Origin of the sequence: Xanthomonas hortorum, assembly GCF_040279205.1 — a bacterium.
In the GTDB taxonomy this organism is placed as follows: Bacteria; Pseudomonadota; Gammaproteobacteria; order Xanthomonadales; family Xanthomonadaceae; genus Xanthomonas; species Xanthomonas hortorum_F.
Map to the genome: position 1 here is coordinate 1 of NZ_JBEOLS010000022.1, position 21,670 is coordinate 21,670.

At 64.1% G+C, this 21,670-nt stretch carries 20 protein-coding genes, 1 tRNA gene and 1 pseudogene; 6 read left to right on the plus strand and 16 right to left on the minus strand.

The annotated features are described in order from the left end of the window. Positions 1-493: 493 nt before the first annotated feature. Together ABS769_RS10690 and ABS769_RS10695 are read right to left on the minus strand one after the other, a co-directional pair. Positions 494-2,115, minus strand: a pseudogene (locus ABS769_RS10690) (histidine kinase famiy protein). Between the two features lie 115 nt (positions 2,116-2,230). After that, positions 2,231-2,563 carry an SMR family transporter gene (locus ABS769_RS10695; protein ID WP_317061386.1) on the minus strand — a complete coding sequence of 111 codons (333 nt, stop codon included), beginning with the start codon at positions 2,561-2,563 and terminating at the stop codon, positions 2,231-2,233. A 287-nt stretch (positions 2,564-2,850) separates the two neighbouring features. Between ABS769_RS10695 and ABS769_RS10700 the strand changes: the two genes are divergently transcribed. Beyond that, positions 2,851-3,525: a class I SAM-dependent methyltransferase gene (locus ABS769_RS10700; protein WP_104551471.1), complete on the plus strand. Its 675-nt coding sequence runs from the start codon at positions 2,851-2,853 to the stop codon at positions 3,523-3,525. A 16-nt stretch (positions 3,526-3,541) separates the two neighbouring features. Here the strand turns inward: ABS769_RS10700 and ABS769_RS10705 are convergent, their stop codons facing one another. The 3 genes from ABS769_RS10705 to ABS769_RS10715 form a co-directional block, all read right to left on the minus strand. After that, complete coding sequence (locus ABS769_RS10705) at positions 3,542-4,150, minus strand: hypothetical protein (RefSeq protein WP_317061379.1); 609 nt, start codon at positions 4,148-4,150, stop codon at positions 3,542-3,544. A 153-nt stretch (positions 4,151-4,303) separates the two neighbouring features. Continuing rightward, positions 4,304-4,570 (minus strand): hypothetical protein, encoded by a 267-nt coding sequence (locus tag ABS769_RS10710; protein ID WP_043889283.1) that lies wholly within the window; start codon positions 4,568-4,570, stop codon positions 4,304-4,306. Between the two features lie 283 nt (positions 4,571-4,853). Further along, a tRNA-Phe gene (locus ABS769_RS10715) sits at positions 4,854-4,929 on the minus strand. A gap of 180 nt (positions 4,930-5,109) precedes the next feature. On the opposite strand from ABS769_RS10715, the gene ABS769_RS10720 reads away from it, so the two are divergent. The 5 genes from ABS769_RS10720 (at position 5,110) to dxs (ending at position 10,871) form a co-directional block, all read left to right on the plus strand. Further along, positions 5,110-5,646 carry a lipocalin family protein gene (locus ABS769_RS10720; RefSeq protein ID WP_317061378.1) on the plus strand — a complete coding sequence of 179 codons (537 nt, stop codon included), beginning with the start codon at positions 5,110-5,112 and terminating at the stop codon, positions 5,644-5,646. A 107-nt stretch (positions 5,647-5,753) separates the two neighbouring features. Next, complete coding sequence (locus ABS769_RS10725; RefSeq protein ID WP_023904379.1) at positions 5,754-6,230, plus strand: LEA type 2 family protein; 477 nt, start codon at positions 5,754-5,756, stop codon at positions 6,228-6,230. Between the two features lie 37 nt (positions 6,231-6,267). Continuing rightward, positions 6,268-8,061, plus strand: a complete 1,794-nt coding sequence (locus ABS769_RS10730) for an acyl-CoA dehydrogenase C-terminal domain-containing protein (RefSeq protein WP_317061377.1) — start codon at positions 6,268-6,270, stop codon at positions 8,059-8,061. Between the two features lie 49 nt (positions 8,062-8,110). After that, a complete protein-coding gene (locus ABS769_RS10735) occupies positions 8,111-8,767 on the plus strand; it encodes an HNH endonuclease (RefSeq protein WP_317061376.1) in 657 nt (218 codons plus the stop codon). A gap of 187 nt (positions 8,768-8,954) precedes the next feature. Further along, on the plus strand, positions 8,955-10,871 hold the full coding sequence (dxs, locus tag ABS769_RS10740) for a 1-deoxy-D-xylulose-5-phosphate synthase (protein ID WP_317061385.1): 1,917 nt from the start codon (positions 8,955-8,957) through the stop codon (positions 10,869-10,871). A 318-nt stretch (positions 10,872-11,189) separates the two neighbouring features. Here dxs and ABS769_RS10745 read toward each other — a convergent pair whose 3' ends face one another. The 11 genes from ABS769_RS10745 to ABS769_RS10795 form a co-directional block, all read right to left on the minus strand. Beyond that, positions 11,190-12,446 (minus strand): glycosyltransferase, encoded by a 1,257-nt coding sequence (locus ABS769_RS10745; protein WP_317061375.1) that lies wholly within the window; start codon positions 12,444-12,446, stop codon positions 11,190-11,192. Then, a complete protein-coding gene (locus ABS769_RS10750; RefSeq protein WP_317061374.1) occupies positions 12,415-13,047 on the minus strand; it encodes a hypothetical protein in 633 nt (210 codons plus the stop codon). Before ABS769_RS10750 ends, ABS769_RS10745 begins: the two co-directional genes overlap by 32 nt. Then, the gene (locus tag ABS769_RS10755; RefSeq protein ID WP_317061373.1) at positions 13,025-14,179 is read right to left on the minus strand and encodes a glycosyltransferase family 21 protein; all 1,155 of its coding nucleotides are present in this window, start codon (positions 14,177-14,179) and stop codon (positions 13,025-13,027) included. Before ABS769_RS10755 ends, ABS769_RS10750 begins: the two co-directional genes overlap by 23 nt. Continuing rightward, complete coding sequence (locus tag ABS769_RS10760) at positions 14,170-15,129, minus strand: NAD-dependent epimerase/dehydratase family protein (protein ID WP_350498153.1); 960 nt, start codon at positions 15,127-15,129, stop codon at positions 14,170-14,172. The genes ABS769_RS10755 and ABS769_RS10760 overlap by 10 nt, the downstream gene beginning before the upstream one ends. After that, positions 15,126-15,974 (minus strand): MBL fold metallo-hydrolase, encoded by an 849-nt coding sequence (locus ABS769_RS10765; protein WP_350498154.1) that lies wholly within the window; start codon positions 15,972-15,974, stop codon positions 15,126-15,128. Before ABS769_RS10765 ends, ABS769_RS10760 begins: the two co-directional genes overlap by 4 nt. A 35-nt stretch (positions 15,975-16,009) precedes the next feature. Next, complete coding sequence (locus ABS769_RS10770; RefSeq protein WP_350498160.1) at positions 16,010-17,041, minus strand: 3-oxoacyl-[acyl-carrier-protein] synthase III C-terminal domain-containing protein; 1,032 nt, start codon at positions 17,039-17,041, stop codon at positions 16,010-16,012. A gap of 129 nt (positions 17,042-17,170) precedes the next feature. Next, complete coding sequence (locus ABS769_RS10775) at positions 17,171-18,196, minus strand: TraB/GumN family protein (RefSeq protein ID WP_350498155.1); 1,026 nt, start codon at positions 18,194-18,196, stop codon at positions 17,171-17,173. A 92-nt stretch (positions 18,197-18,288) separates the two neighbouring features. Further along, a complete protein-coding gene (locus tag ABS769_RS10780) occupies positions 18,289-18,750 on the minus strand; it encodes a cupin domain-containing protein (RefSeq protein WP_317061369.1) in 462 nt (153 codons plus the stop codon). A gap of 34 nt (positions 18,751-18,784) precedes the next feature. Continuing rightward, positions 18,785-19,579, minus strand: coding sequence for a WecB/TagA/CpsF family glycosyltransferase (locus ABS769_RS10785; RefSeq protein WP_317061368.1), 795 nt, complete (start codon positions 19,577-19,579; stop codon positions 18,785-18,787). A 4-nt stretch (positions 19,580-19,583) separates the two neighbouring features. Then, positions 19,584-20,378 (minus strand): polysaccharide pyruvyl transferase family protein, encoded by a 795-nt coding sequence (locus tag ABS769_RS10790; protein ID WP_317061367.1) that lies wholly within the window; start codon positions 20,376-20,378, stop codon positions 19,584-19,586. Between the two features lie 40 nt (positions 20,379-20,418). Further along, positions 20,419-21,618: a GumK N-terminal domain-containing glycosyltransferase gene (locus ABS769_RS10795; RefSeq protein WP_006449128.1), complete on the minus strand. Its 1,200-nt coding sequence runs from the start codon at positions 21,616-21,618 to the stop codon at positions 20,419-20,421. Positions 21,619-21,670 lie beyond the last annotated feature (52 nt).

Here is a 21,670-nt window from a genome sequence, read left to right on the forward strand (position 1 = left end):
CCGCAAGTACATCCATGTAGGCTCTTACGCGGCATCCATGCCGCGTAAGGTCCCGCGATGGTGGGCGGGCAAGGGCCAATCAAGATGGTCGGTGTGCCTAGTTGCAAGCAATGCATGACGTGCGTTTTTTGAATAACTCCAGCTTCCCAAGGCAAACCAAGCAGCAGGCAGGCTTTCACCCCACTGCCGACCAACTCTATGGTGCGGCGCCCTCGCCGATTGCGGGACCGTGTGGCGGCATGGATGCCGCCACCGAGCCTACATGGACGTACTTGCGGCGTGTCCCGCGAGCGGTGAGGGCACCGCGCCCTCGACCGACTCAGCTTGTGCCCTTGGCGTCCGACTGCATCCAACAAGAGGCGGCCAACAAAACCACTACGCTCATCGCCAGGCGACCGCTTGCTCCTGTTTTGACCGCTCGCTCTGTTCTATTAGTCGCTCTTGGCTGCGACACTTTTCAACCAGGCATCTGCATTTCCTCGGCAAACACCGCTCAACAGACACCAACAGGCCCGTCCAGCAACAAGCGGATACGCTTGAGCAATTCCTTCTGCGTATACGGCTTGTTGACCACGCCGAACTCCGCGCCATCCACGTCGGTGCGCTGGATGCCGGCATCGGCGTAGCCGGTGGTGAGCAGAATCTTGATGTTGGGCAGCATGCGGCAGGCCTCGCGTGCGAGCACCACACCATTCATGCCGCCCGGCATGATCAGATCGGTGAACAACGCATCCACTTCCGGATGCAGCTCCAGCACTGCAATTGCTTCGCGTCCGCTGGATGCGCACAGGACACGGTAGCCGGCACCTTCCAGAAAGAGCTTGGCAACCACCGCCACGTCCGGCTTGTCTTCCACGATCAGGATGTTCTCGCTACCGCCCTGCCCGATCACGCGCTGTTTGACCGCCTGCACGTCGTCGGCATACTCGCTGGATGCCGGGAAATACAGCCGTACCGTGGTGCCCTGGCCCACTTCGCTATGGATGCGCACGGTGCCGCCAGACTGCTTGACGAAGCCGTACACCATCGACAACCCCAGCCCGGTGCCCTGGCCTTCTTCCTTGGTGGTGAAGAACGGCTCCATCACCCGGCTGGCGATGTCCGGCGGCATGCCCGAGCCGGTGTCGCGCACCGCGATGCTCACATACCGGCCCGGTGCCAACTGGTGATAAGCGGACAGATCGTGGCTGGTGATCTCCACATTCTGCGTCTGTACCGTGACTTCCTTGCGCTCGGCATAGGCCATCGCATCGCGCGCGTTGATCAACACATTCAGCAGCGCCATTTCGGCCTGGGTGGTGTCGATCTGACAATTCCACAGCCCCTCTTCCAGCGACTGCCGCAGGCTGATGCGCCGCCCAGCGTGCGCTCGGCCATGTTGTTCATGCCCGACACCAGACCGTTGAGATTCACCACGCCGCCGCGCAACTTCTGCTTGCGCGAAAATGCGAGCAATTGCTGGGTCAATGTGGCCGCATTGGCCGCAGCAGCGGCCGCCTGCTCGGCACTGAACGCAATGCGTTTGGCATTGCCACCGCCATCTGCGGCCATCATCTGGATCACTTCCAGATGGCCGGACATCACCTGCAGCAGATTATTGAAATCGTGCGCGATACCGCCGGTCAATTGGCCCAGCGCCTCCATCTTTTGCGCCTGACGCAACGCATCCTCGGCATCGCGGCGACGGCTCACATCCAGCTGCGAACCGAAGAAATACACCAGCTCGCCCTTGTCATCGAACACCGGCGAGACGAACAGCGCATTCCAGAACGGAGAACCGTCCTTGCGGTAATTCAGCACTTCGGTGGCGAATGCGCGACGGTTGGCGATGGAATCGCGAACCTCGTTGACGTTGGCCGGGTCGGTGTCCGGCCCCTGCAGAAAGCGGCAATTGTGGCCGATGACCTCTTCCGACGAGTACCCGGTCATTTCCAGGAATGCGCGGTTGGCGAACACGATGGGATTGTCCAGCAGATGCGGGTCGGTGACCGTCATCGGCATCCGCGTGGTTTCCACCGCGGCAAAAAAGATATCCGAGCGTTGCTTCTCGACAGGAGGACCGCGAGATCCGCTGATGTGGGGCGCACAAGGCACTCCGTGACCGGGATCGTTCAAGTGCATCTTCTGCGCAGGGCAATGTTCATGACCGGAGTCTAGTTGGAGGCGGTTAGTTGACTCCTCACATGCACTGCGTACGTTTTGCCACTACGGCAGCGCTCGCCCGTGCAGGCTAGTGTGGCGCAACCTTGGAAAACACATTGATCACCACTGCCCCAGCCGCGATCAACCCCATACCCAGCATCGCCGGTGCATCCAGCCGTTGCCCGTGGAGTGCCCACGCCACCAGCGAAATCAGCACGATGCCCGCGCCCGACCACAGGGCGTAGGCGATGCCGACCGGGATGACACGCAATGTGAGCGCCAGAAAATAAAACGAAATGCCGTAGCCCAGCACCGTCAGCAGCGATGGCCACAAGCGCGTGAAGCCTTCGCTGGATTTGAGCGCCGAGGTCGCGGTGACTTCTGCGCAGATTGCCACCGCCAGGAACACCCAGTTCTTCATCGCTGCCACCTTGTCGTCCGCAATCCGGCGACCATAACCGCCAGCGCCGGCTTGCATGCAAGCGCGCAGCTGTGAGCCATCGCAGACATGGTCGCTTGCTGCAAGCCGGCCAAGCGTGGCGCCACACGCTGCCATGCGTAGACGTCCGCAGACGTGCATCTGCAAGGTTTTGCCGTAGCATGCGCGGGCACCAAGCAGCTCCTGCGCCGCGTCCGGCCGTTCTGGCACCGTTGCGCGCATTCTTTTCCGCGCCAGTGCCTTCGTCTGGCGACCCATGCGATATCACCATGCCGGGCTACCAGACCCAGATTCACGAGTTGACCTTCGGGCAACTGACCTACGTCATTCGCGCATTGGCCGACAAGCAGCAGTACGCCGATCCCGATGAAAGCGCAGCTGACGCGGGCATTTCGTCCGCGCAGTGGAGTCTGTTCGGTCAGGTCTGGCCGGCCGGGCAACTGCTGGCCGAAGCGATGGCCACGCGCCCGATCGAAGGCAGACGCATCCTCGAACTCGGTTGCGGCTTGGGGCTGGCGAGTCTGGTGCTGCGCAGGCGCGGCGCCGACGTCGTCGCCAGCGATCACCACCCGCTGGCCGAAGTGTTTCTGGCCTACAACGCTGCGCTCAATGCGCTGGAATCGGTGCCGTATCGGCGCCTGGACTGGGACACCGGCGCGCCGAACATGGGCCAGTTCGACATGATCATCGCCAGCGACGTGCTTTACGAAACCCGCCACGCCACCATGCTGGCAAAACTCATCCCCGCGCTTGCCAAGCCCTCGTGCGAGATCGTCATCAGCGACCCGGGCCGCGGTAATGCCAATGCGCTATCGCGCATGCTCGCAGACATCGGGTTTTCGCTGATTGCCGGCGATCGCCAGGCCTCGGTGCAGGTGGCCAAGGCACCGCGTCTGTTCGTCTATCGGCGCAACATGGACAACTGGAGGCCGACAGGCGGTTGATCGCAGCGCTATGCCATCACGGCGTCGGCGTGTACGCCGACAGCGACACCGGCTTGCGCGGGTCGGCCTTGATCTCGGTGTGCTCGCTCATCCGCATCGCATCGGCGTCAGGCCTGTCATCGGTATTCATTTCCCAGCTTTCCGTCACACGCTTGTGGAAGAAGAACCCACTGCGCGCACGGTCGTAGCGGAAGGTGATGTAGTCGGTCCAATGCTGCCCGCACGACACGCCATTCTGTATGGTGAAATACGCGCCCTTCGCCACCAAGCCTTCTTCGCCATCCAGAAACGGATCGCACTGACCGCCTTCGTCGGCCTTGAAGATCACCCGCGTATTGCGCCCGGCTTCGACAAAGCCACCGTCCGCGTTCGCCACCAACACCAGCAAGGTGCGTGCAGGCGCAGCACGCCCGCTGGAGCGCAGCGCATCCAAGGTGCCTTCAGACGCGGCGCGCAGGGCCACCACATAATCCTGCCGGCCGTCTCCAGTCAGATCCGCTTGGGCAACGCCGATCACCGTCTGCCCGGCAGGCAGCAACTTCGACGCATTCGCAGGCAGCGTGGATGCGCCACACGGCACGGCCGCAGCCAGTGCCATTGCCAACCACCAGTGGTGTTTCGTCATTGCCGTTCCTTCGTCTGATCAAGCCCACAAGCATACCCGGCCATGCAGGCTCCTCGACCGGTGATGCGTTGCGGAGTACCACGCGCCGCAGCGCCACAGGCGATTGAGCACCACCTGCGCACAGCCAACAACTCACACACCGTTGTGGTGGCGCTAGGTTTCGCGAACCCGGTATTCCTTCGGATCCAGAAACTCCGCCAGGCAGGAGCCAACGCGCAGCGCCTGCTCACGCGCATCGCCGCGATACTCGCCCTGCCCGGCGCCCTCGATCGTGGCCACTGGCGACGCGCGGTCGCGGTGGTAGACGAACGCGGTCGAGAGCCACAACGTCGCGCCAGGCGCCTGGCTTTCCAACGTCTCCACGCGGAACTCGCCGCAATAGCCATGAATCAACGTGCGTCGAAGTGTCTTGTGCGTCATGCGCGCAAGTATCGCCACGCGCAGTTGAAGACGACGTGGAAGCAAAGCGCTCATCGCGAGACCGAGCAAGACGCCGCGCAGATTGCCTGCGACGGCAACTTGCAGCGTCATTCGAGCCGATTTGCAAAGACGTTTCGCAACACAGCCTTATCGTCAAAGCACTCGCCGACAGACACGACAAAACCACCCGCCAATCTGTGTGCAGGTCTGGCTCAAAGGAAACACAACAAGAGTCTGAAAACCCGGCGATTGCCGGAAAGCCTTGCGAATGAAGGCTTAGAAATGGTGGCCGAGGACGGAATCGAACCGCCGACACGGGGATTTTCAATCCCCTGCTCTACCAACTGAGCTACTCGGCCACTACCTGCAACGCGATGCCTGCGTTGCGAGGACGCGCATCATAGCGAGCAGGCGCAGTTTGGGCAAGCCTTGCACGCAACTTTGTTGCGGGCCGGTGCCGGCAGCCGGGTTTCTTGCGCCGGTTCACGCCGCGCGGCGGGTGGCATGGCCTAGCCTGCGCGCGTCCCGAGGAGATTGTCATGCGCCTGCCCCGCCTGCTGCTGTCGTTCGCTTTGCTGCTGCCATTGACCGCTGTTGCCCAACAGCCGATACGCGCGGTGCCGCAGCTGGACATCTCCCGCTACGCCGGGCAGTGGCACGAGATCGCGCACCTGCCGGTCTCGTTTCAGAAGAAGTGCCGCAGCGATATCACCGCCAGCTACACCTTGCGCGACGATGGTTTGATCGGCGTGCGTAACGGCTGCCGCACTGCCGAAGGCGCCCTGACCCAGGCCGACGGTTTGGCGCGGCCGGTCGCCGGGCAACCCGGCCAGTTGCAGGTGCGCTTCGCTCCGGAATGGCTGAGCTGGCTGCCGCTGGTGTGGGCCGACTATTGGGTAATCGCGCTCGACCCGGACTACCAATGGGCGGTGGTCGGCGAGCCGGATCGCAAGTACCTGTGGATCCTGTCGCGCTCGCCACAGATGCAGCGCGCGCAGTTTGAACAGCTCAAACGCCAGGCCACGCAGATGGGCTACGACCTGTCGCCATTGATCGTGGCGGCGCCATTGCTGTGAGTGCAGCGCCCTGACCACACGCCCTCAATCCCCATTGCTGCAGCAAGGCAGCAACCGTACTGCGTAGTATTCTTGGCGCCGCCTTACCCAGCCAAGGATCCGAGTACATGCGTCGTGCCTATCGCCTTGTGATTGTGTCGCTGACCTGCGCCCTGCTGCTGAGCGCCTGCGGCGGCGCGGTGCGCCGCGTGTCCGAGCCGGCAGCCCGCATCCAGCAGCTGACCGTGCGCCCGGATGGCGCCTGGTCGGTGGACCTGCGGCTGCAGAACTACAGCAGCATCCCGATGCAGTTCGAGCGCGTGGCGCTGGAGATCTCCGCCGGCGACCAGCTGGCCGGCAAGCTCGACCAGGCCGTGGGTATTTCGATCGGCCCGGAGACCGCCGACGTGGTGACTGTCACCCTGCAGCCGACCTCGCTGGGCCGCCTCACCGTCGCCGACGTGCTCGCCAGCGGGCGCTCGCTGCCGTACACGCTCAAGGGCACGGTATGGGCGACCCCGCAGGACAAGAAGCAGCGCGATTTCACCGTCGAGTCGCGCAATACGCTCAGCCCGGCCCCCGGCCTCAATGGCGTGCTGCGCTGACGCGCACGCCTTCCCGCACTCGTTTGAAGGACTCCGCATGAGCAGCTACACCGCCCCGCTGACCGATTTCCGCTTCGCCCTGCACGACGTGCTCGGTGCGCAAGCCCTGTTCGCCCGGCTCGGCTATGCCGACGCCAGCACCGACATCATCGACGCCGTGCTCGAAGAAGCCGGCCGCTTCACCTCGCAGGTGCTGGCGCCGCTCAACAGCATCGGCGACGAGATCGGCTGTGCGTTCGACAAGAGCACCCATGCGGTGACCACCCCGCCCGGCTTCCGCGCGGCGTACGACCAGTTCGTCGAAGGCGGCTGGAACGGGCTCACCGCCGAGACGCAGTTCGGTGGTCAAGGCATGCCGCATACGCTGGGCGTGCCGTTGAGCGAGATGATCAACGCTGCCAACCTGGCCTGGGGCAACTTCCCGCTGCTCTCGCACGGCGCGATGGAAGCGCTGCGTCAGCACGGCGAAACCTGGCAGCAGGACGTCTTTCTCAAGCCGCTGATCGACGGCCGCTGGACCGGCACCATGTGCCTGACCGAGCCGCATTGCGGCACCGACCTGGGCCTGCTCAAGACCCGTGCCGAGCCCAACGCCGACGGCAGCTACGCCATCACCGGCACCAAGATCTTCATCACCGCCGGCGAGCACGACCTCACCGACAACATCGTGCATCTGGTACTGGCCAAACTGCCGGATGCACCGGCGGGCGCCAAGGGCATCTCGCTGTTCGTCACCCCCAAATTCAAGGTGAACCGCGACGGCACCGTGGGCGAGCGCAACGCGCTGCATTGCGGCTCGATCGAGCACAAGATGGGAATCAAGGGCTCGGTGACCTGCGTGATGAACTTCGAAGGCGCGCAAGGCTATCTGGTCGGCCAGCCGCACAAGGGTCTGCAGGCCATGTTTACGATGATGAATACCGCGCGCCTGAGCGTGGGCCTGCAGGGCATCGGCCTGTCCGAGCGCGCCTATCAAAATGCGCTGCGTTACAGCCGCGAGCGTCTGCAATCGCGCGCGCTCAGCGGTGCCAAGTTCTCCGACAAGCCGGCCGACCCGATCATCGTGCACCCGGACGTACGCCGCATGCTGCTGACCATCAAGTCGCTGACCGAAGGCAGCCGCCTGCTGGCGCTGCACGCGGCCAGCCTGGTCGACATCAGCCACCACGGCGCCACCGAACAGGAACGCGCCGATGCCGAGACCCTGGTGAGCTTCCTCACCCCGATCTCCAAGGCCTGCCAGACCGAGTGGTCGATCGAGAGCACCTACCACGCGCTGCAGTGTTTTGGCGGCCATGGCTACATCCGCGAATACGGCATGGAGCAGTTGGCCCGCGACGCCCGCATCACCACCATCTACGAAGGCACCACCGGCATTCAGGCGTTGGACCTGATCGGCCGCAAGACTGCCGCCAGCCAGGCTGCGGGCTTGAAGCTGTTCCTGGCCGATGTGGAAACCTTCGCCAATGCCCAGCAAGGCAACGCGGCGCTGGCCGAGTTCATCAAGCCGCTGCGCGACAAGGCTAGCGAGTGGGCGATGCTGACCCGCGACGTGCTCGATCGCGCCGCCCGCAATCCGGACGAACTCGGCGCCGCCAGCTACGACTATCTGTTCTATTCCGGCTACGTGGTGCTGGCCTACTGGTGGGCGCGCAGCGTGGCCGCTGCCGATGCCTCCGCGCACAGCGAGGACTTCAAACGCGCCAAACGCGAGACCGCACGCTTCTACTTCGCGCGCGTGCTGCCTCGCACGCTGACCCATGCCGCCACCATCCGCAGTGGCGCCGCGCCGCTGATGACGCTGGAAGCGGAGCTGTTCGGCGAAGGCTGATCGCTGCGATACACAAACTGTCAACGATCGGGTATAAGCTGTTTTCCCGATGGAGACAGACACTCACGCACGTGGTGTGATCGTCCCCGGCGGCTTCGATGCCCCGGTCGCGGGCAGCTCTGTCGCTGCGTTTCAGCAACTTCCCGCATTGCGCCTGCTCTCGCTCGATGCGCACGGCCGGGTGCTGGACTGGATCAACTGGCAAGACGCCGCCTGTCTGTACGCACGCGGCGCGGTCTCCTGGACGCTGGGCGAACCTTGCATGCAGATCCATGGCGGCATCTCGCGGCTGACCGGCGAGCGCAGCACGCTGGAATTGCATCCCATCATCGCCGCGCGTGGTCACGCACGCTCTCGCGCACTGGACCCGACCCCCACGCTCAGCAACACCGCGCTCTTCGCCCGCGATGCGCAGCTGTGCCTGTATTGCGGCCAGCACTTCAGCCGCCCGCAACTGACCCGTGACCATGTCATGCCGGTGTCCAAGGGCGGCCGCGATACCTGGGAGAACGTGGTCACTGCGTGCTTCCAGTGCAACTCGCGCAAGGCCAACCGCACGCCACAGCAGGCGCATATGCCGCTGCTGGCGGTGCCGTATCGGCCGAGCTGGATCGAACATCTGATCCTCTCCAACCGCAATATCCTCTCCGATCAGATGGCGTTCCTGCGCGCGCAGTTGCCCAAGCGCTCCAAGCTGTCGCTGTAGTTCGCACGCCCAGCATGCATCTGCGCGTCCAACCGGGTGCGGCAGATTGCCGCATGCGCAGGCGTTCAATGCGCCCGCAAGCAATGGCGGCGAGCGCAGCCATCACTTCCCGCTGACAGCTGAACCGGTTTGCTTGCCGGGCCTTCGCATGGGGAGGACAATATGGCTTCAGAACATTGACACGATGATGATCGATTCCACCCGCTATCCGCGCCTGTCGCGCATCCAGACCCCCGACGATCTGCGTCGCTTCGACGAAGCCGAGCTCACGGCGATCGCCGAAGAACTGCGTTCCTACCTCATCGAGTCGGTGGGCAAGAGCGGCGGGCACTTCGCGGCTGGCCTGGGTGTGATCGAACTCACCGTCGCCCTGCACTACCTGTATCAGACCCCGGTCGATCAGCTGGTGTGGGACGTGGGCCATCAGACCTACCCGCACAAGATCCTTACCGGCCGTCGCGACCAGATCCACACGGTCAAGCAGAAGGACGGCGTGGCGCCGTTCCCCAAGCGCGAAGAAAGCATCTACGACACCTTCGGCGTCGGCCATTCGTCGACCTCGATCTCGGCCGCGCTCGGCATGGCGATCGCCGCGCAGCGCAACGGCGACGAGCGCAAGGTGGTGGCGGTGATCGGCGACGGCGCGATGACTGCCGGCATGGTCTACGAGGCGCTCAACCACGCCGGCGGCATGGACCCGGAACCGAACCTGCTGGTGATCCTCAACGACAACCGCATGTCGATCTCCGAGGCGGTCGGCGGGCTGACCAAGATGCTGGGCCGTGCCAGCGGCAGCCGCACGCTCAACGCGATCCGCGAGGGCGGCAAGAAGATCCTCGGCGACAAGAAGAACAACCCCACCGCGCGCTTCTTGCGGCGCTGGGAAGAACACTGGAAAGGCATGTTCGTGCCGTCCACGTTGTTCGAAGAAATGGGCTTCCACTACACCGGCCCGATCGACGGCCACGATCTGCCCAGCCTGGTTGGCGCGCTCAAGACCTTGCAGACGCTCAAGGGCCCGCAGCTGCTGCACGTCATCACCACCAAGGGCAAGGGCTACGAGCTGGCCGAAGGCGACCAGATCGGCTACCACGCGGTGGGTCCGTTCGATCCGAGCAAGGGGCTGATTGCCAAGGCCGGCGCCAAGAAGCCGACCTATACCGATGTCTTCAGCGACTGGGTCTGCGACATGGCCGCCGCCGAGCCGACGCTGCTGGTGATCACCCCGGCGATGCGCGAAGGCTCGGGCCTGGTGCGTTTCAGCAAGGAGTATCCGCAGCGCTATTTCGACGTGGCGATTGCCGAGCAGCACGCGGTGACGCTGGCCGCCGGCATGGCGACCCAGGGCGCCAAACCCGTCGTGGCGATCTATTCCACGTTCCTGCAGCGCGGCTACGACCAGCTGGTGCACGACGTAGCGGTGCAGAAGCTCGACGTGCTGTTTGCGATCGACCGCGGCGGCGTGGTCGGCCCGGATGGCGCCACCCACGCCGGCAATCTGGATCTGAGCTTCCTGCGCTGCGTGCCGCACATGGTGGTGATGGCGCCGGCAGACGAAGCCGAGTGCCGCCAGATGCTGACCACCGGCGTGCGCTACGACGGCCCGGCTGCAGTGCGCTACCCGCGTGGCACAGGCCCTGGCAGTGCGCTCGACATATCGCTCACCACGTTGCCGATCGGCAAGGCGCAGCTGCGTCATAGCGGCGCACGCATCGCCCTGCTCGGCTTCGGCGCGAGCGTGGATGCGGCAGAAGCGGTCGGGCGCGAACTCGGCCTGACCGTGGTCAACATGCGCTTCGTCAAACCGCTCGACAAAGCCATGCTGCTGGAACTCGCCAAGAGCCACGAAGGCTTCGTCACCATCGAAGACAACGTCGTCGCCGGTGGCGCGGGTTCGGGCGTGGCAGAGCTGCTCAATGCCGAAGCGATCACCATGCCGATGCTGCACCTGGGCCTGCCCGACAGCTTCCAGCACCACGCCAGCCGCGAAGACCTGCTGGCCGACGCTGGCATCGATCAGGCCGGTATCCGTGCCGCGGTGCTGAAGCGCTGGCCGCAGCTGATGGCCAGCAAGACGCCGTCGTTGAACGCTGCTGCGGGCTGAGCCCGCAACCACGCACACCGACCCTCTCGACTGGCCCTTGCCCGCCCACCGGCGCGGGACCTTACGCGGCATGGATGCCGCGTAAGCGCCTACACGGACGTACTTGCGGCGTGTCCCGCGATGGTGGGCGGGCAAGGGCCCTGCAACCAAGCTGCAGATCAGCCGGCTGCGCACACTTGGCAGTTTTGTGAGCCGCTCTTGGATGTTCAGTCCCGGCAGGCGATTGGAGATTCGCCTGCCCGTATCAACCGCGACCCACGCGTCGTGTTGACGCGGCTGCGCTGACGCAATGCGCGACCGATCTCGCGTGGCGACGCATCAGACCTGCGGTACCGCACCGGTCTGCGCAAACGCATCCACCAACCGCACGATGCGTGCCTGCGCATCGATGGCGTGCATTTCCGTCTGCAATCGACGCACGCCCGATGGCAGCTCGGTCGTGCCAAGCGCCTCGCGCAACAGTGCCGGCAATTCGTCCAGCGCACGCAACCACCAGGCTGCTCCAGCGACCTGCAGGCGTGCGGCGTGGTCGAACTGATCGTAGTCCAGCGGATACACGATCGATGGCAAGCCGGCAGCGAGGCAGGCGTAAAGAATGCCGGCGCCGCCGTGGTGCACCACCAGCGCGTAGCGATGCAGGTGCTGCGCATAGTCAACATATGGCAGACGTTGATAGTTGCCGTGCGCCTGCTGCTGCGGCGCTGCGGTATCGCCATCGCTGAAATGAAAGATCATTTCCGGGAACTGCGGCGCCAGCGCGCGCAGCACCGCATCCATGCGGTGTTTGACCCAGTGCAGATGCGTGCCCAGCGTCACCAGCACATGCCGCTGCCCAGCGACGAACTCAGGCGACGCAACTGCCGATGGTGGCGTACACAACTGCGGCCCGACAAAGCGCACCGCCGCAGGCCAGCGCTGCGCCAACTCGAACGACGGCAGACCCAATGCCAGTATGCACTGCGGCGAATACACCGCCTCGCTGCGATCGCTGCGATACATCGCCGACAACCCGCAGGCATGCATCTGGCGCCGATAACAGGCATGCAAGCTTCGTTTGAATCCACGCGTCAAACGCCGCGCGATCGCATGCCAGATCCGCTGCGTTACTGTGGTCGCCGGCAGCAGACCGCCGAAATACGCCGGAGGCGCGTCGACTGTTTCGATCACGCACGGCGACGGCATGCTGGTCCACCACGCGATGTCCATCGCCTGCGCCGCCAGCCCCGCGCTGGGCAAGGTGAAATCGACGATCACCAGGTCCGGCCTGCGCTCGCGCCAGCGCGCTTTCAGCACATCCCCCATCCGCGCCATCAACCCAAGCGCATTGTGCAGTTGTCGACGCAAGCGCAACGGGTTGTGGCCCACCGCATGCGGTGGGTTGGCGATCTCCAGCAACAGCCGATCGGCTTGCGCATCCAGCACACTGACTGCGCTCAGCCCGCATGCACGGATGCGCGCCTGCGCCGCTGGCGTGCTGATGACCTGCACCTGGTGATGCGGCGCCAGCTGACGGGCGATCGCAAGGATCGGATGCAGGTGCCCGCTATATGGTGGCGCGATCAGATCGATGCGCATCTGCCCTCCCCTGCACGGCGTATTCGAGCCGCGCGATGAACGTCTGGCAATCGGCGAGCACAGCCGCATTGCGCAGGTAATCCATATGCCCGCACGCGGGCGCCAGATCGACCGCAGCGTCAAACAGCGCGCGCGAGATCCAATCACGCTGCCCCTGCAGCACGCGCAACTGTGCGAACGAGGCAGGTGCGTTACAGACCGGACCGTAGGCGAACACTGCCAGACGCGTACGCAGTGCCTGCGGAAGCTGCAGCGCGGTGAGTAACTGCAGGCCGCAACTGCCTGCAAGCACTACCGTGATCGGCGCCTGCTCCAATAGCGCCATAACACGCATGCGATCGGCGTCCACGGTGCGTGCGGCGCGCGCTGCCAGGTACTGCCGTGCGTTGGAGAGACTGGCGCGCCAGAGCGGCGTGTGCCGATGCGCAGCGCCATCGGGGCGATACGGATAATTGCAGTCGATCAGTTGCCGGCCCGGGCCTTGCAGCTGCTGCAAGAAGTGCTGCTGTTCGATGCTCAATGCGCAGCGCTGCGGATCGCTTTGCCCGGTAAGGAAGGCGATCTGAAGCGTAGCGCTGTCAATCGGCACGAAAATGCCCATCCGGCAATACGCGGTAACGACGCGTGCGCCAGCGGATCGTGCGCACCACAGCTGCGTGCAGCAGATGCAGCGGCTGTAGAACTTCGGCGCAAATCGACAGCAATGGCCGGTGACGGAGTGCTCCGCTGACGCGCCATTGCACCAGACACAGCAGCAAGGCACGCAGCAGCAACGTGGTCAGCGCATATGCGATGGCCAGCCAGGTTGGTTGCACGCAAACACACAGCAGCAAGCCCGTCAGCAACAGCGGCGGCAGCCCCTGCAGTACGAAAATTGCGCTGCGTACGCCCAATGTCTGACGGCGCAGCAGGATCAGCGCGAACAACATCCACCGATGCATCTGGCGTGCGTAACTGGCCAGATCCGGCATCGCAGTGCGCATGGCCACCGGCGCGGTGGATTGGCACACTCGCCCACCGCGCTCACGCACCAGTGTTGCGAACGCCAGATCGTCGGTCAGCTGCTCCAGCAACGCGGCAAAACCGCCCCAGGCGCGCAGTTGTTCGGTGCGGGCGGCATAGCACATGCCATTGATGGTCAGCGGCGCGGCGAACGGCAACCAGCCCAGATAGGTGAGCGCTGCATTGTTGTTGACGAACTGCGACAACAGGCGGCCAGCCAGCGTTGCGCTGTCCTGGTAATACGGCAGCGCAGTGACCACATCGGCGTGGGTCAGATCCTGCAACAACCGGGCAAGCGCGCTGTTGCTCAGCTGCGCATCGTCGTCGAGGATCAGGCTGATCGGTGCACGCACATGCGGCAGCGCGTAGTCGAGTTTCCATGCTTTCGGATTTACACCAGGTGGCGCCGGAGGCACCAGCACACGCTCGATGCATCGCTGCGGATACAGAGTCACCAAGGCATCAGCAACCGTATTTCCTGCGCGATCCTCCGCATCCAGCAGCCAGATGAAGTGTGCCTCTGGCAGTGCCTGCAGGTTTGCGGCAAGCACCTGCTGCAAATGCGTATCGCCGCCAAGCACGGGCTGCAATATCGCCACCTCGGCCTGGGTCGAGGCGGCATCGCTCGATGGCCGCGCGCATGCATCGCGCACGACCCACAGCACCGCAGCCGTCTTGACCATCAGCACCACCAGATAGGCCACTGCCAACGCCAGTGCGGCTACGTCCATTGCGCCGCCTGCCACCGCACGAACGCCTCGATACCTTCTTCCAGGCCAACGCTGGGTTGCCCGAGATCGGCGAGCGTGCGTCGCGGATCGAAGGTCTTCGAATAGGCAAATGCGCCAACGCCGAAGCGGGTGATCGGCGGTTCGCCGCGCAGTCGCAGCAGGCGGTAGGCCGCTTCCACCACGCTTGCCATGCGCAGCGCGGTTGCGATACGTACCTCGCGCTGCGGCAACGGCAGCTGCAGACGCGTAAGCAGGTCCAGTAACAGCTGCTGCAGATCCACCGGCTGCGCATTGGTGAGATTGTAGGCCGGTTGCAACTGCGGCGCGGTGGCTGCGCGATACAGGTAATCGCACAGCGTATCGATATAGATCAGATCGCCGATCACCGGCTGCGTCTGGCCGACAAAACGTGGCAACGCGCCTTTGCGCGCAGAGGCGATCACGCGCGGGAACAGCACCGTATCTCCCGGCCCGAACACTGCACGCGGGCGCAGCACGGATTTCTCGCCTGGATAGCGATCGAGCAAGGTTTCGCCCAGATATTTGGTCTGCGCGTAGGTATTGACGAACGCCGGCCCGATCGGGCTGTCCTCGGTGAGGTCGTATTGATGCGCCTCGCGATAGAACACCGAACTGGACGACACATACAGCAGACGCGGGCAGCCATTGCGCGTGCAGAAATCGATGACGTTGGCGGTGGCCTCTACGTTATGCAGCTGGAACTGCGCGCGCGTGCCCCACGGCGATGCCAGTGCCGCTGCATGAATCACCACATCCGGCTGCCACTCCAGCGAGATCGGCCGGCTCAGATCGATGCGATGGTAGTTGGGTAGATCGCTGGCGCGGCGACCGATGCCATGGATCTCCACACCCGGCTGGCCCTGGAAACGGCGCAGGAACGAACCACCGACAAAACCGGACGCGCCGGTTACGAGAATGCGCAGGCTCATCGCCACTCCGGTTGATAACGATCAAGGCTGGGCTGGCAATGTGAAGGCAGGATCGCCAACTCGGGATGCACTCGCGACAGCCCGTGCAACTGATGCACGGTGCGTTGAAACGCTGCCCAATCGTGCATCAATAAACGCGTGGGCCATGCTGGCCACTGCAGCGTTGCCCAGGTCGCCGACGACCACACCGCGTCGGCACACAGCAACACCTCGCGGTCGTGCTGATCGCGCAACCATAGGCCCATCTGCCCAGGCACGTGTCCGGGCAACGGCACCGCCAGCACACTGCTGTCTTCGAACAGATCGTAGGCCGCGCCAAGACCTTGCCAGGCACCGGTCAGCGCGCGCCCCGGTGCTTGTTCGGCGAACTGCAGCCGTCGATCGAAATCGGCCGGCAGCAGCTGCGGCAACAAGGCACGCCGCAGGCCGCCAATGCGCGAACACCTGCGCAGCTGTTGGTAGTCCGCGCGCAGGCAGATGAAGCGCGCAGTCGGCAGGTCGCGCAGACCACCCACATGGTCGGCATGGAAGTGCGAAATCAGGCACCAGGCAATCTCGTCCAACTGCACGCCGCGACGTGCCAACTGTGCGCCCAGCGTTTCGTGCGCGGGCAAGCGCACCGGCGTGGTCCAGCGGTACAGGCGCTCGGGCCAGGGATCGGTGGCGCGAAAGAAATGCGCGGCATAGCCGGTGTCGTACAGCAGCGCCCCACGCTGCGGATGCCGAATCAGCACACTCAATGCCGGGAACTCCACCGCATGCCAGTGCCCGTCCGCACGCACCATGCGCTCGCAGTGGCGGCAATGGCCGATGCGCAGCAACTCCAGCGACACGCGCGGCGGCATCAGTGCGAGTCCTGTTCGGGAAGTGAGCACACGCCCTAGTACCGCAACACCATGCCGCCGATCGCCAGCCCGGCGCCGGTGCCGAGCAGTGCGAACAGATCGCCGCGTTGCAAACGCTGCTCGATCCGCGCGTGATGCAAGGCGTGTGGCAACGATGCAGCGACCTGATTGCCGGTGGCATGCAGGATACGAATCACCTGATCTGCGCGCAGCCCCAATGCCTGCACCACATGATCCAGACCGCCGCCGGAGGCCTGATGCGGCACAAAGCAGCGCAAGGCGTCTGTCGTGGTGCCGGCCTCGCGCAGTAGTTGCTCCCAGAAGGCAGGCAGATAACGCGCAGCGAAGCGATAGGCGCCGCGCCCATCCATGCTGAAGGTGCGCGCAGCATCGGGCGCACTTTCTTCGCCACGCGGATAACGCGTGCCGCCGCCGCGAATGCGGCACAGATCGGCGCCACTGCCATAACTGGACAGGCGACTGGACAGCAGTGCCGAGCCTTCATCGGCAGCGCTGCGCCCCACGATCACCGCAGCCGCACCATCGCCAAACAGCCCGGCGGTCACCGGCGCCGATGCATCCAGCCCGCCCGATGCCACCTCGCTGGAGACGATCAACACGCGCTGGTAGCGCCCGAGCGCCAACGCATTGGCGGCCATATCCAATGCCACCAGAAAACTCAGACAGGTCGCATTGACGTCGAACGCGGGAATACCCGAATCGCCCAGGCCAAGCGCGCGCTGGATCAATACCGCCTGGCAGGGAATCGGCTGCTCCATGACGCTGCAGGCCGAGATCAGGCAATCGATGACGCCGGCCTCGATGCCGGCGCTGGCCAGCGCCTGGGTCGCGGCGGCGGCACCCATCGACGATGCAGTCTCGCCCTCGCCCACGTAATGGCGCGTGGCCACGCCCGAGCGCGCGAACGTGGTGCCCGCCGGCAACTGCCAGCGCGCGTCCAATTGTTGCGAGGTCACCTCCGTCGCGGGGACATGGCGCCCGGTGCCCAGAATGCGCAGCGGCAATGCGTTCAACGCGGAGGTCTCATTGGACAAGGCGCGCAGCATAACGTGGCTGGCGTTGGCCGACTCGATCGATCGCACGCTGCGCATCGCCTTTAAACGAAGAAGACCATGGCGCGGCTGATCAAGCCTTAGGAGCGGCCATCCAACCCGCTCTGGACTCGGGCCAACATCTCAAGGCGCTTCCACCGCATATCCCATCGCCTGCAGCCTTACGAGATATCCATCCGGCGCCGTCAGCCGGCTGATCGGCAGCACCGCGAAGGTGCTGCGATTGCGTTGCAACGCCGTGGTGGCGATGCTCAGCCAGTGCTCGCGCATGCGGCGTTCGAGATCGTCGATACCACGCGCCCTGGCCGCACCGGAGCTGGCCATCGCGCTCATGCAGGCGGCCTGGGGATCTTCGCGCGGCAGCTGGCGCAGCGCTTCGATATCGCCCACCGACCATGCGTTGGCGCGCTCGACCATCGTGGGCAGATCGCGCTCCACTGTCACCAGAATGCTGCGAAAGCACGCGGTATCGTCCATGCCGCCGGCACGGAAATCCTTGATGGCCTGGCGTGGGTCCTTGATCTTGTAGTCCAGCGCTGTGGGGGTTGGCTTGATACCTGCGCGCTTGGCGGCACGCTCCACCACCGACCAGATCACCGGCGAACGGGCAAGGCCAGAGCGCTTGATCGCGGCCTGATACAACTCACCGGCGGCCAGCATCGGGCGCTTGCGCTCCACGCCCCGATCGCCACCGATATAGCGTGCCTTGGCCAGGCGCCAACGGGCATACAGATCGGGCGGCAATACCTCGCGCAGTTCGCGGCCGTCTTCGTTCTTCATCGCCTTCATCGCAGACGGCAGCAAGGTCAACTTGCCGAAAAATCCCATGTCCGCATCGATCTGCACGGTCGGTGCCATCAGCACCTGCTGCGACTGGCCGATGATCGTTTCCACTTCGGTCGACTGCCACTGCAGCCGCTTCGGTAGCGGCGACAAGGTGCCCAGGATCCACAACACGTGATCGCCCTTGCTGACCTTCCACAGGCCCGGGCCGGGTTGCACGCCGCGCACCACCATCGCTTCCAGATCGACCACCGCCGGGGGCGATGGCGGTGGCACAGCGACTTTCGGCGTCGCGCCATCGCTGGCCGCCGCCAGCAGCGACACCAGCATCAATCCGACTCCCCACACCGCCCCCTTGCCTCGCATCACATGTCGCCCCTGTGTGAGACGCGGACATTACGCCAAGCCCGCCACCGCCGCGTTAGGGAAGCGTTCGGCATTGCAGGCGCAACCGTGGCTCAGCGTGGGATCAGGGCTGCCAACTGCGCGGCCAGCGGCGAGGCATCGTCGAGCAGCGCGAATCCTTCCCACACGAACCCGGGCGAGACCGTGCAACCCACCAGGGTGAAATCGCCAAGCGAGCGTGCTGCCTGCCAGCAGCCGGCCGGCACCACGTGCATCGGCTCACCGCGCTCGGCCGCATCCAGGGTCAGGCGTTGCAACTGCCCGCTGGCTTCGTCGTAAATCAGCAGCTCCAGCGCATCGCCTTGCTGCCAATGCCAGCTTTCCTCGGCGTCCACGCGATGCCAGGCGCTGCATTCACCGGCGCTGAGCAGAAAGCGGATCGCGGTCAGTGCCGGGCGTGCCTGTCCGCCATCGGTCACCTCACGCGCAGAGGCATACACACGGCGAAAATGCCCGCCTTCCGGATGCGGGGCGAGGTCGAGCGAGCGAATCAGGTCAGCGGCGGTTGCATGCATCCCTGCATGCTAAGACAGCGCGCGCCGCCGTGCATCACGGCAGATGCTTGCCCGCGCGCAGACAGGTGCGGAAGAACACCAGCAGATCCCAGCTATAGCGCTTGAGCAGACGGCGTGGCTCGTGGAGCAGCCGATACATCCATTCCATATGCAGACGCTGCACCCACTCGGGCGCACGCTTGGCGGTACCGGACAGGAAGTCCAGCAGTGCGCCAACACCGAACACCAGCGGCACCGTCAGCGCCTGGCTGTGATCGAGGATCCAGCGCTCCTGCAAGGGGTTGCCGAAGGCCACCAGCAGCACATCGGCACCGGAACGGTTGATGCGCTCGGCAAGGCCCTCGCCTGCGGCGGCAAATTCGCCGTAGCCATCGCACATGCCCACCACTTGCTGCCCCAGCGTGCCGGTCAGCGTGGCGGCCGCGGTCTTGCCCACGCCGGGGCGCCCGCCCAGCAGGAAGAACTTGAGCGGATGCGCAGCGTGGCGGCAAAGATACGGAATCAGATCGGTGCCATTGAGATTGCCGGCAAAGCGGCGGCCATGGATCAGCCGCGCGGCCAGATCCATGCCGATCCCGTCATTGACGATGCGCACGCTGGGCTCGCGCATCCGCATGCGCAACGCCTGGCATTGCACGATGAAATTGGTGTTGGCAAAGAACACCCGGCGCCGCTGCTGCGCCGCCAGCGCATGGAACAATTCCAGCGCAAAGGCCTCCTGCGTCGTGGACAACACCGGAAACCCGCCAAGCGGAATCACCACGCCTTGGGGTGGCGCGCCATTGGCGGCAGTCGTTGTTTCCGTTTCCACGTGCTGGCCCTGCATCATCGGATCACCAAAGGTCGTAAGGGAATGCGGCCAGCAATCCGGCCTGCAAACTCGCCAGGTCGAACTCGCCGTTGCCGCCAAGATCCAGACACTCTTCCACGCTATTGCCTGAATGCCACTGCGTGCGTCCGGTACCGTTGTAGTAGTCGTCGTACTTGAAGCGGTCTTCGCCGTTGCCCCAGTCCAGATACACCGCCGGGATCCCGTACGCCTCGGCCAGAATCAGCCCGTGCAGCGAGCTGCTGATCACCAACTCGGCGCCCAGCAATGCGCTCATGAAGGTCGCAGGCTTGACGTTGGGAAACACCAGATGGTCGGCATACGCGCTGTATTTTTCGACCGGCTCGTTGAAGTGCGGAACGATGGCGAACGGACGCTTGTTGATCGCGCCAAGCGCATCGGCGGGAAAGAACATCGGCGTCAGCAGACCGGGGTCGCCATAGACCTCGGGCACCGCGATGCCGCGCTCCATCAAGAATTTGCGCGTCTTCGGCCCACGCACTGCACGCACATCGAGCGTACTGAAGGTGTTGCGTTCGGCCGGAATCTTGCCGTTGATGCCACTGCCCCAGACGGTGTCGCCATCTTTGGCGAAGTGCAGCACCGAGCCGATCGCGATCAATTTCTTGCTGAGATCGCGCTTTTCAATCAGCGTTTTGTCCTGCAAGGACAGCACGCAGGAGACGATCACCTTGGACAGGTGATCCCCCATGTTGACGCCAGCGTTTTTCGGCTGCCACCAGAACAATGCACGACGTTCGGCATGTTCTATCCACTTCTGCAGTAAAGCGTTGGCCATCGTGAGGGATCTCCTTTAAAAAACGAATGAGCGCGCCGCATCAATGCGAGAGCGCAGCCTCCGCAGAGGTGCGCGCGGCTGCGCCGGTGTTGTGCGGGTACAACCGGGTCTCTGGATACGCACCGGGATTGAGCACGCGATCGGTGGTATCGGACCAATTCAGGCACTGGCGATAGCGCACGTGCGGTGCTTCCAATGCCAGCCCGATTGCCGCAATGATCGAATCAGCGTCGCCCGGAGTGTAGCCGAAACGCGACTGATAGGGCCCGACGACGACGTTCGGACAGACTGCCGGCAGCCCAAAAAAATCGTACTGCAACAGCTTCATCGAGCTGTCGGCCAGATAGATCGGCACCTGCTCGGATGCATAAGGCGCGATACCGAAACGGGCGTGTTTGATGTAGCCGATGGTCTCGACGTGTTTCATTTCGCCATAGACCGTCACGTTATCGCCGTAACCAGGATGACGCCCCATGCCCGAGCCGATCACATGGAACGTGACGTGCGGAAAGGCCTTGCTGGCGACAACGAAGAATTCCGGATCGAACAACATCGAGCCCACCGCCACCGCATGGATGCCCTCGCCATACGGCGATGGGTCGCCCAGCTGGTCCAGGTTGTGATCCACGCCATGGCCGACGTGATAGACGTTGTCGCGGCTTGCCACTTCCTCGGCCATCGCGGGCGACACCAGTGCGATCACATCGAGCGTTGGCGCAACACGGTCGAACTCGCGCTCGATGTAGGAAGCGACATTGATCGTGCTCAATGCATCGGATGCACGATAGACCAGCTTGGCCGCAGGATTGATGCGCTTGGCGAGCTCAATGAAGGCAACTGCAATGCCACTCTCGAATACGATCACATCCGCCTCGCGCATCCAGTCAAGCAACTGACGCGGTGGATGCGCGGCGTACCAGCGAAACATCGCATCCTCGACCGCACGTAGCCACGCGCGGCGTGTATTGAACGGGTGCACTGTGGTGCGCCACAGATAGCAGTCGACCCCCTTGTGCGAGACGACAGTGTTCGCCGTTTCGTCCAGCGGCAGGCGCATGTCGCCCTTCATGCGCGACAACCTGCTATAGCGCAGCGAGAAAAATCGCGTGGTCCCGCGCAATGCCAGTTGATCGGTGATGAAGTGAATATTGGCGCGACGCGGCGTACGGTAATCGTGTGCGGACAAGACCAGATAGCAAGGCCGGGCAATGCCGGTAGCGGCGGCGGGTGTGTCGCTCATGGGCCGTGTCCTATGGATGAGTGGAAAAGAGCATGCACAAACGCAGGCGAGG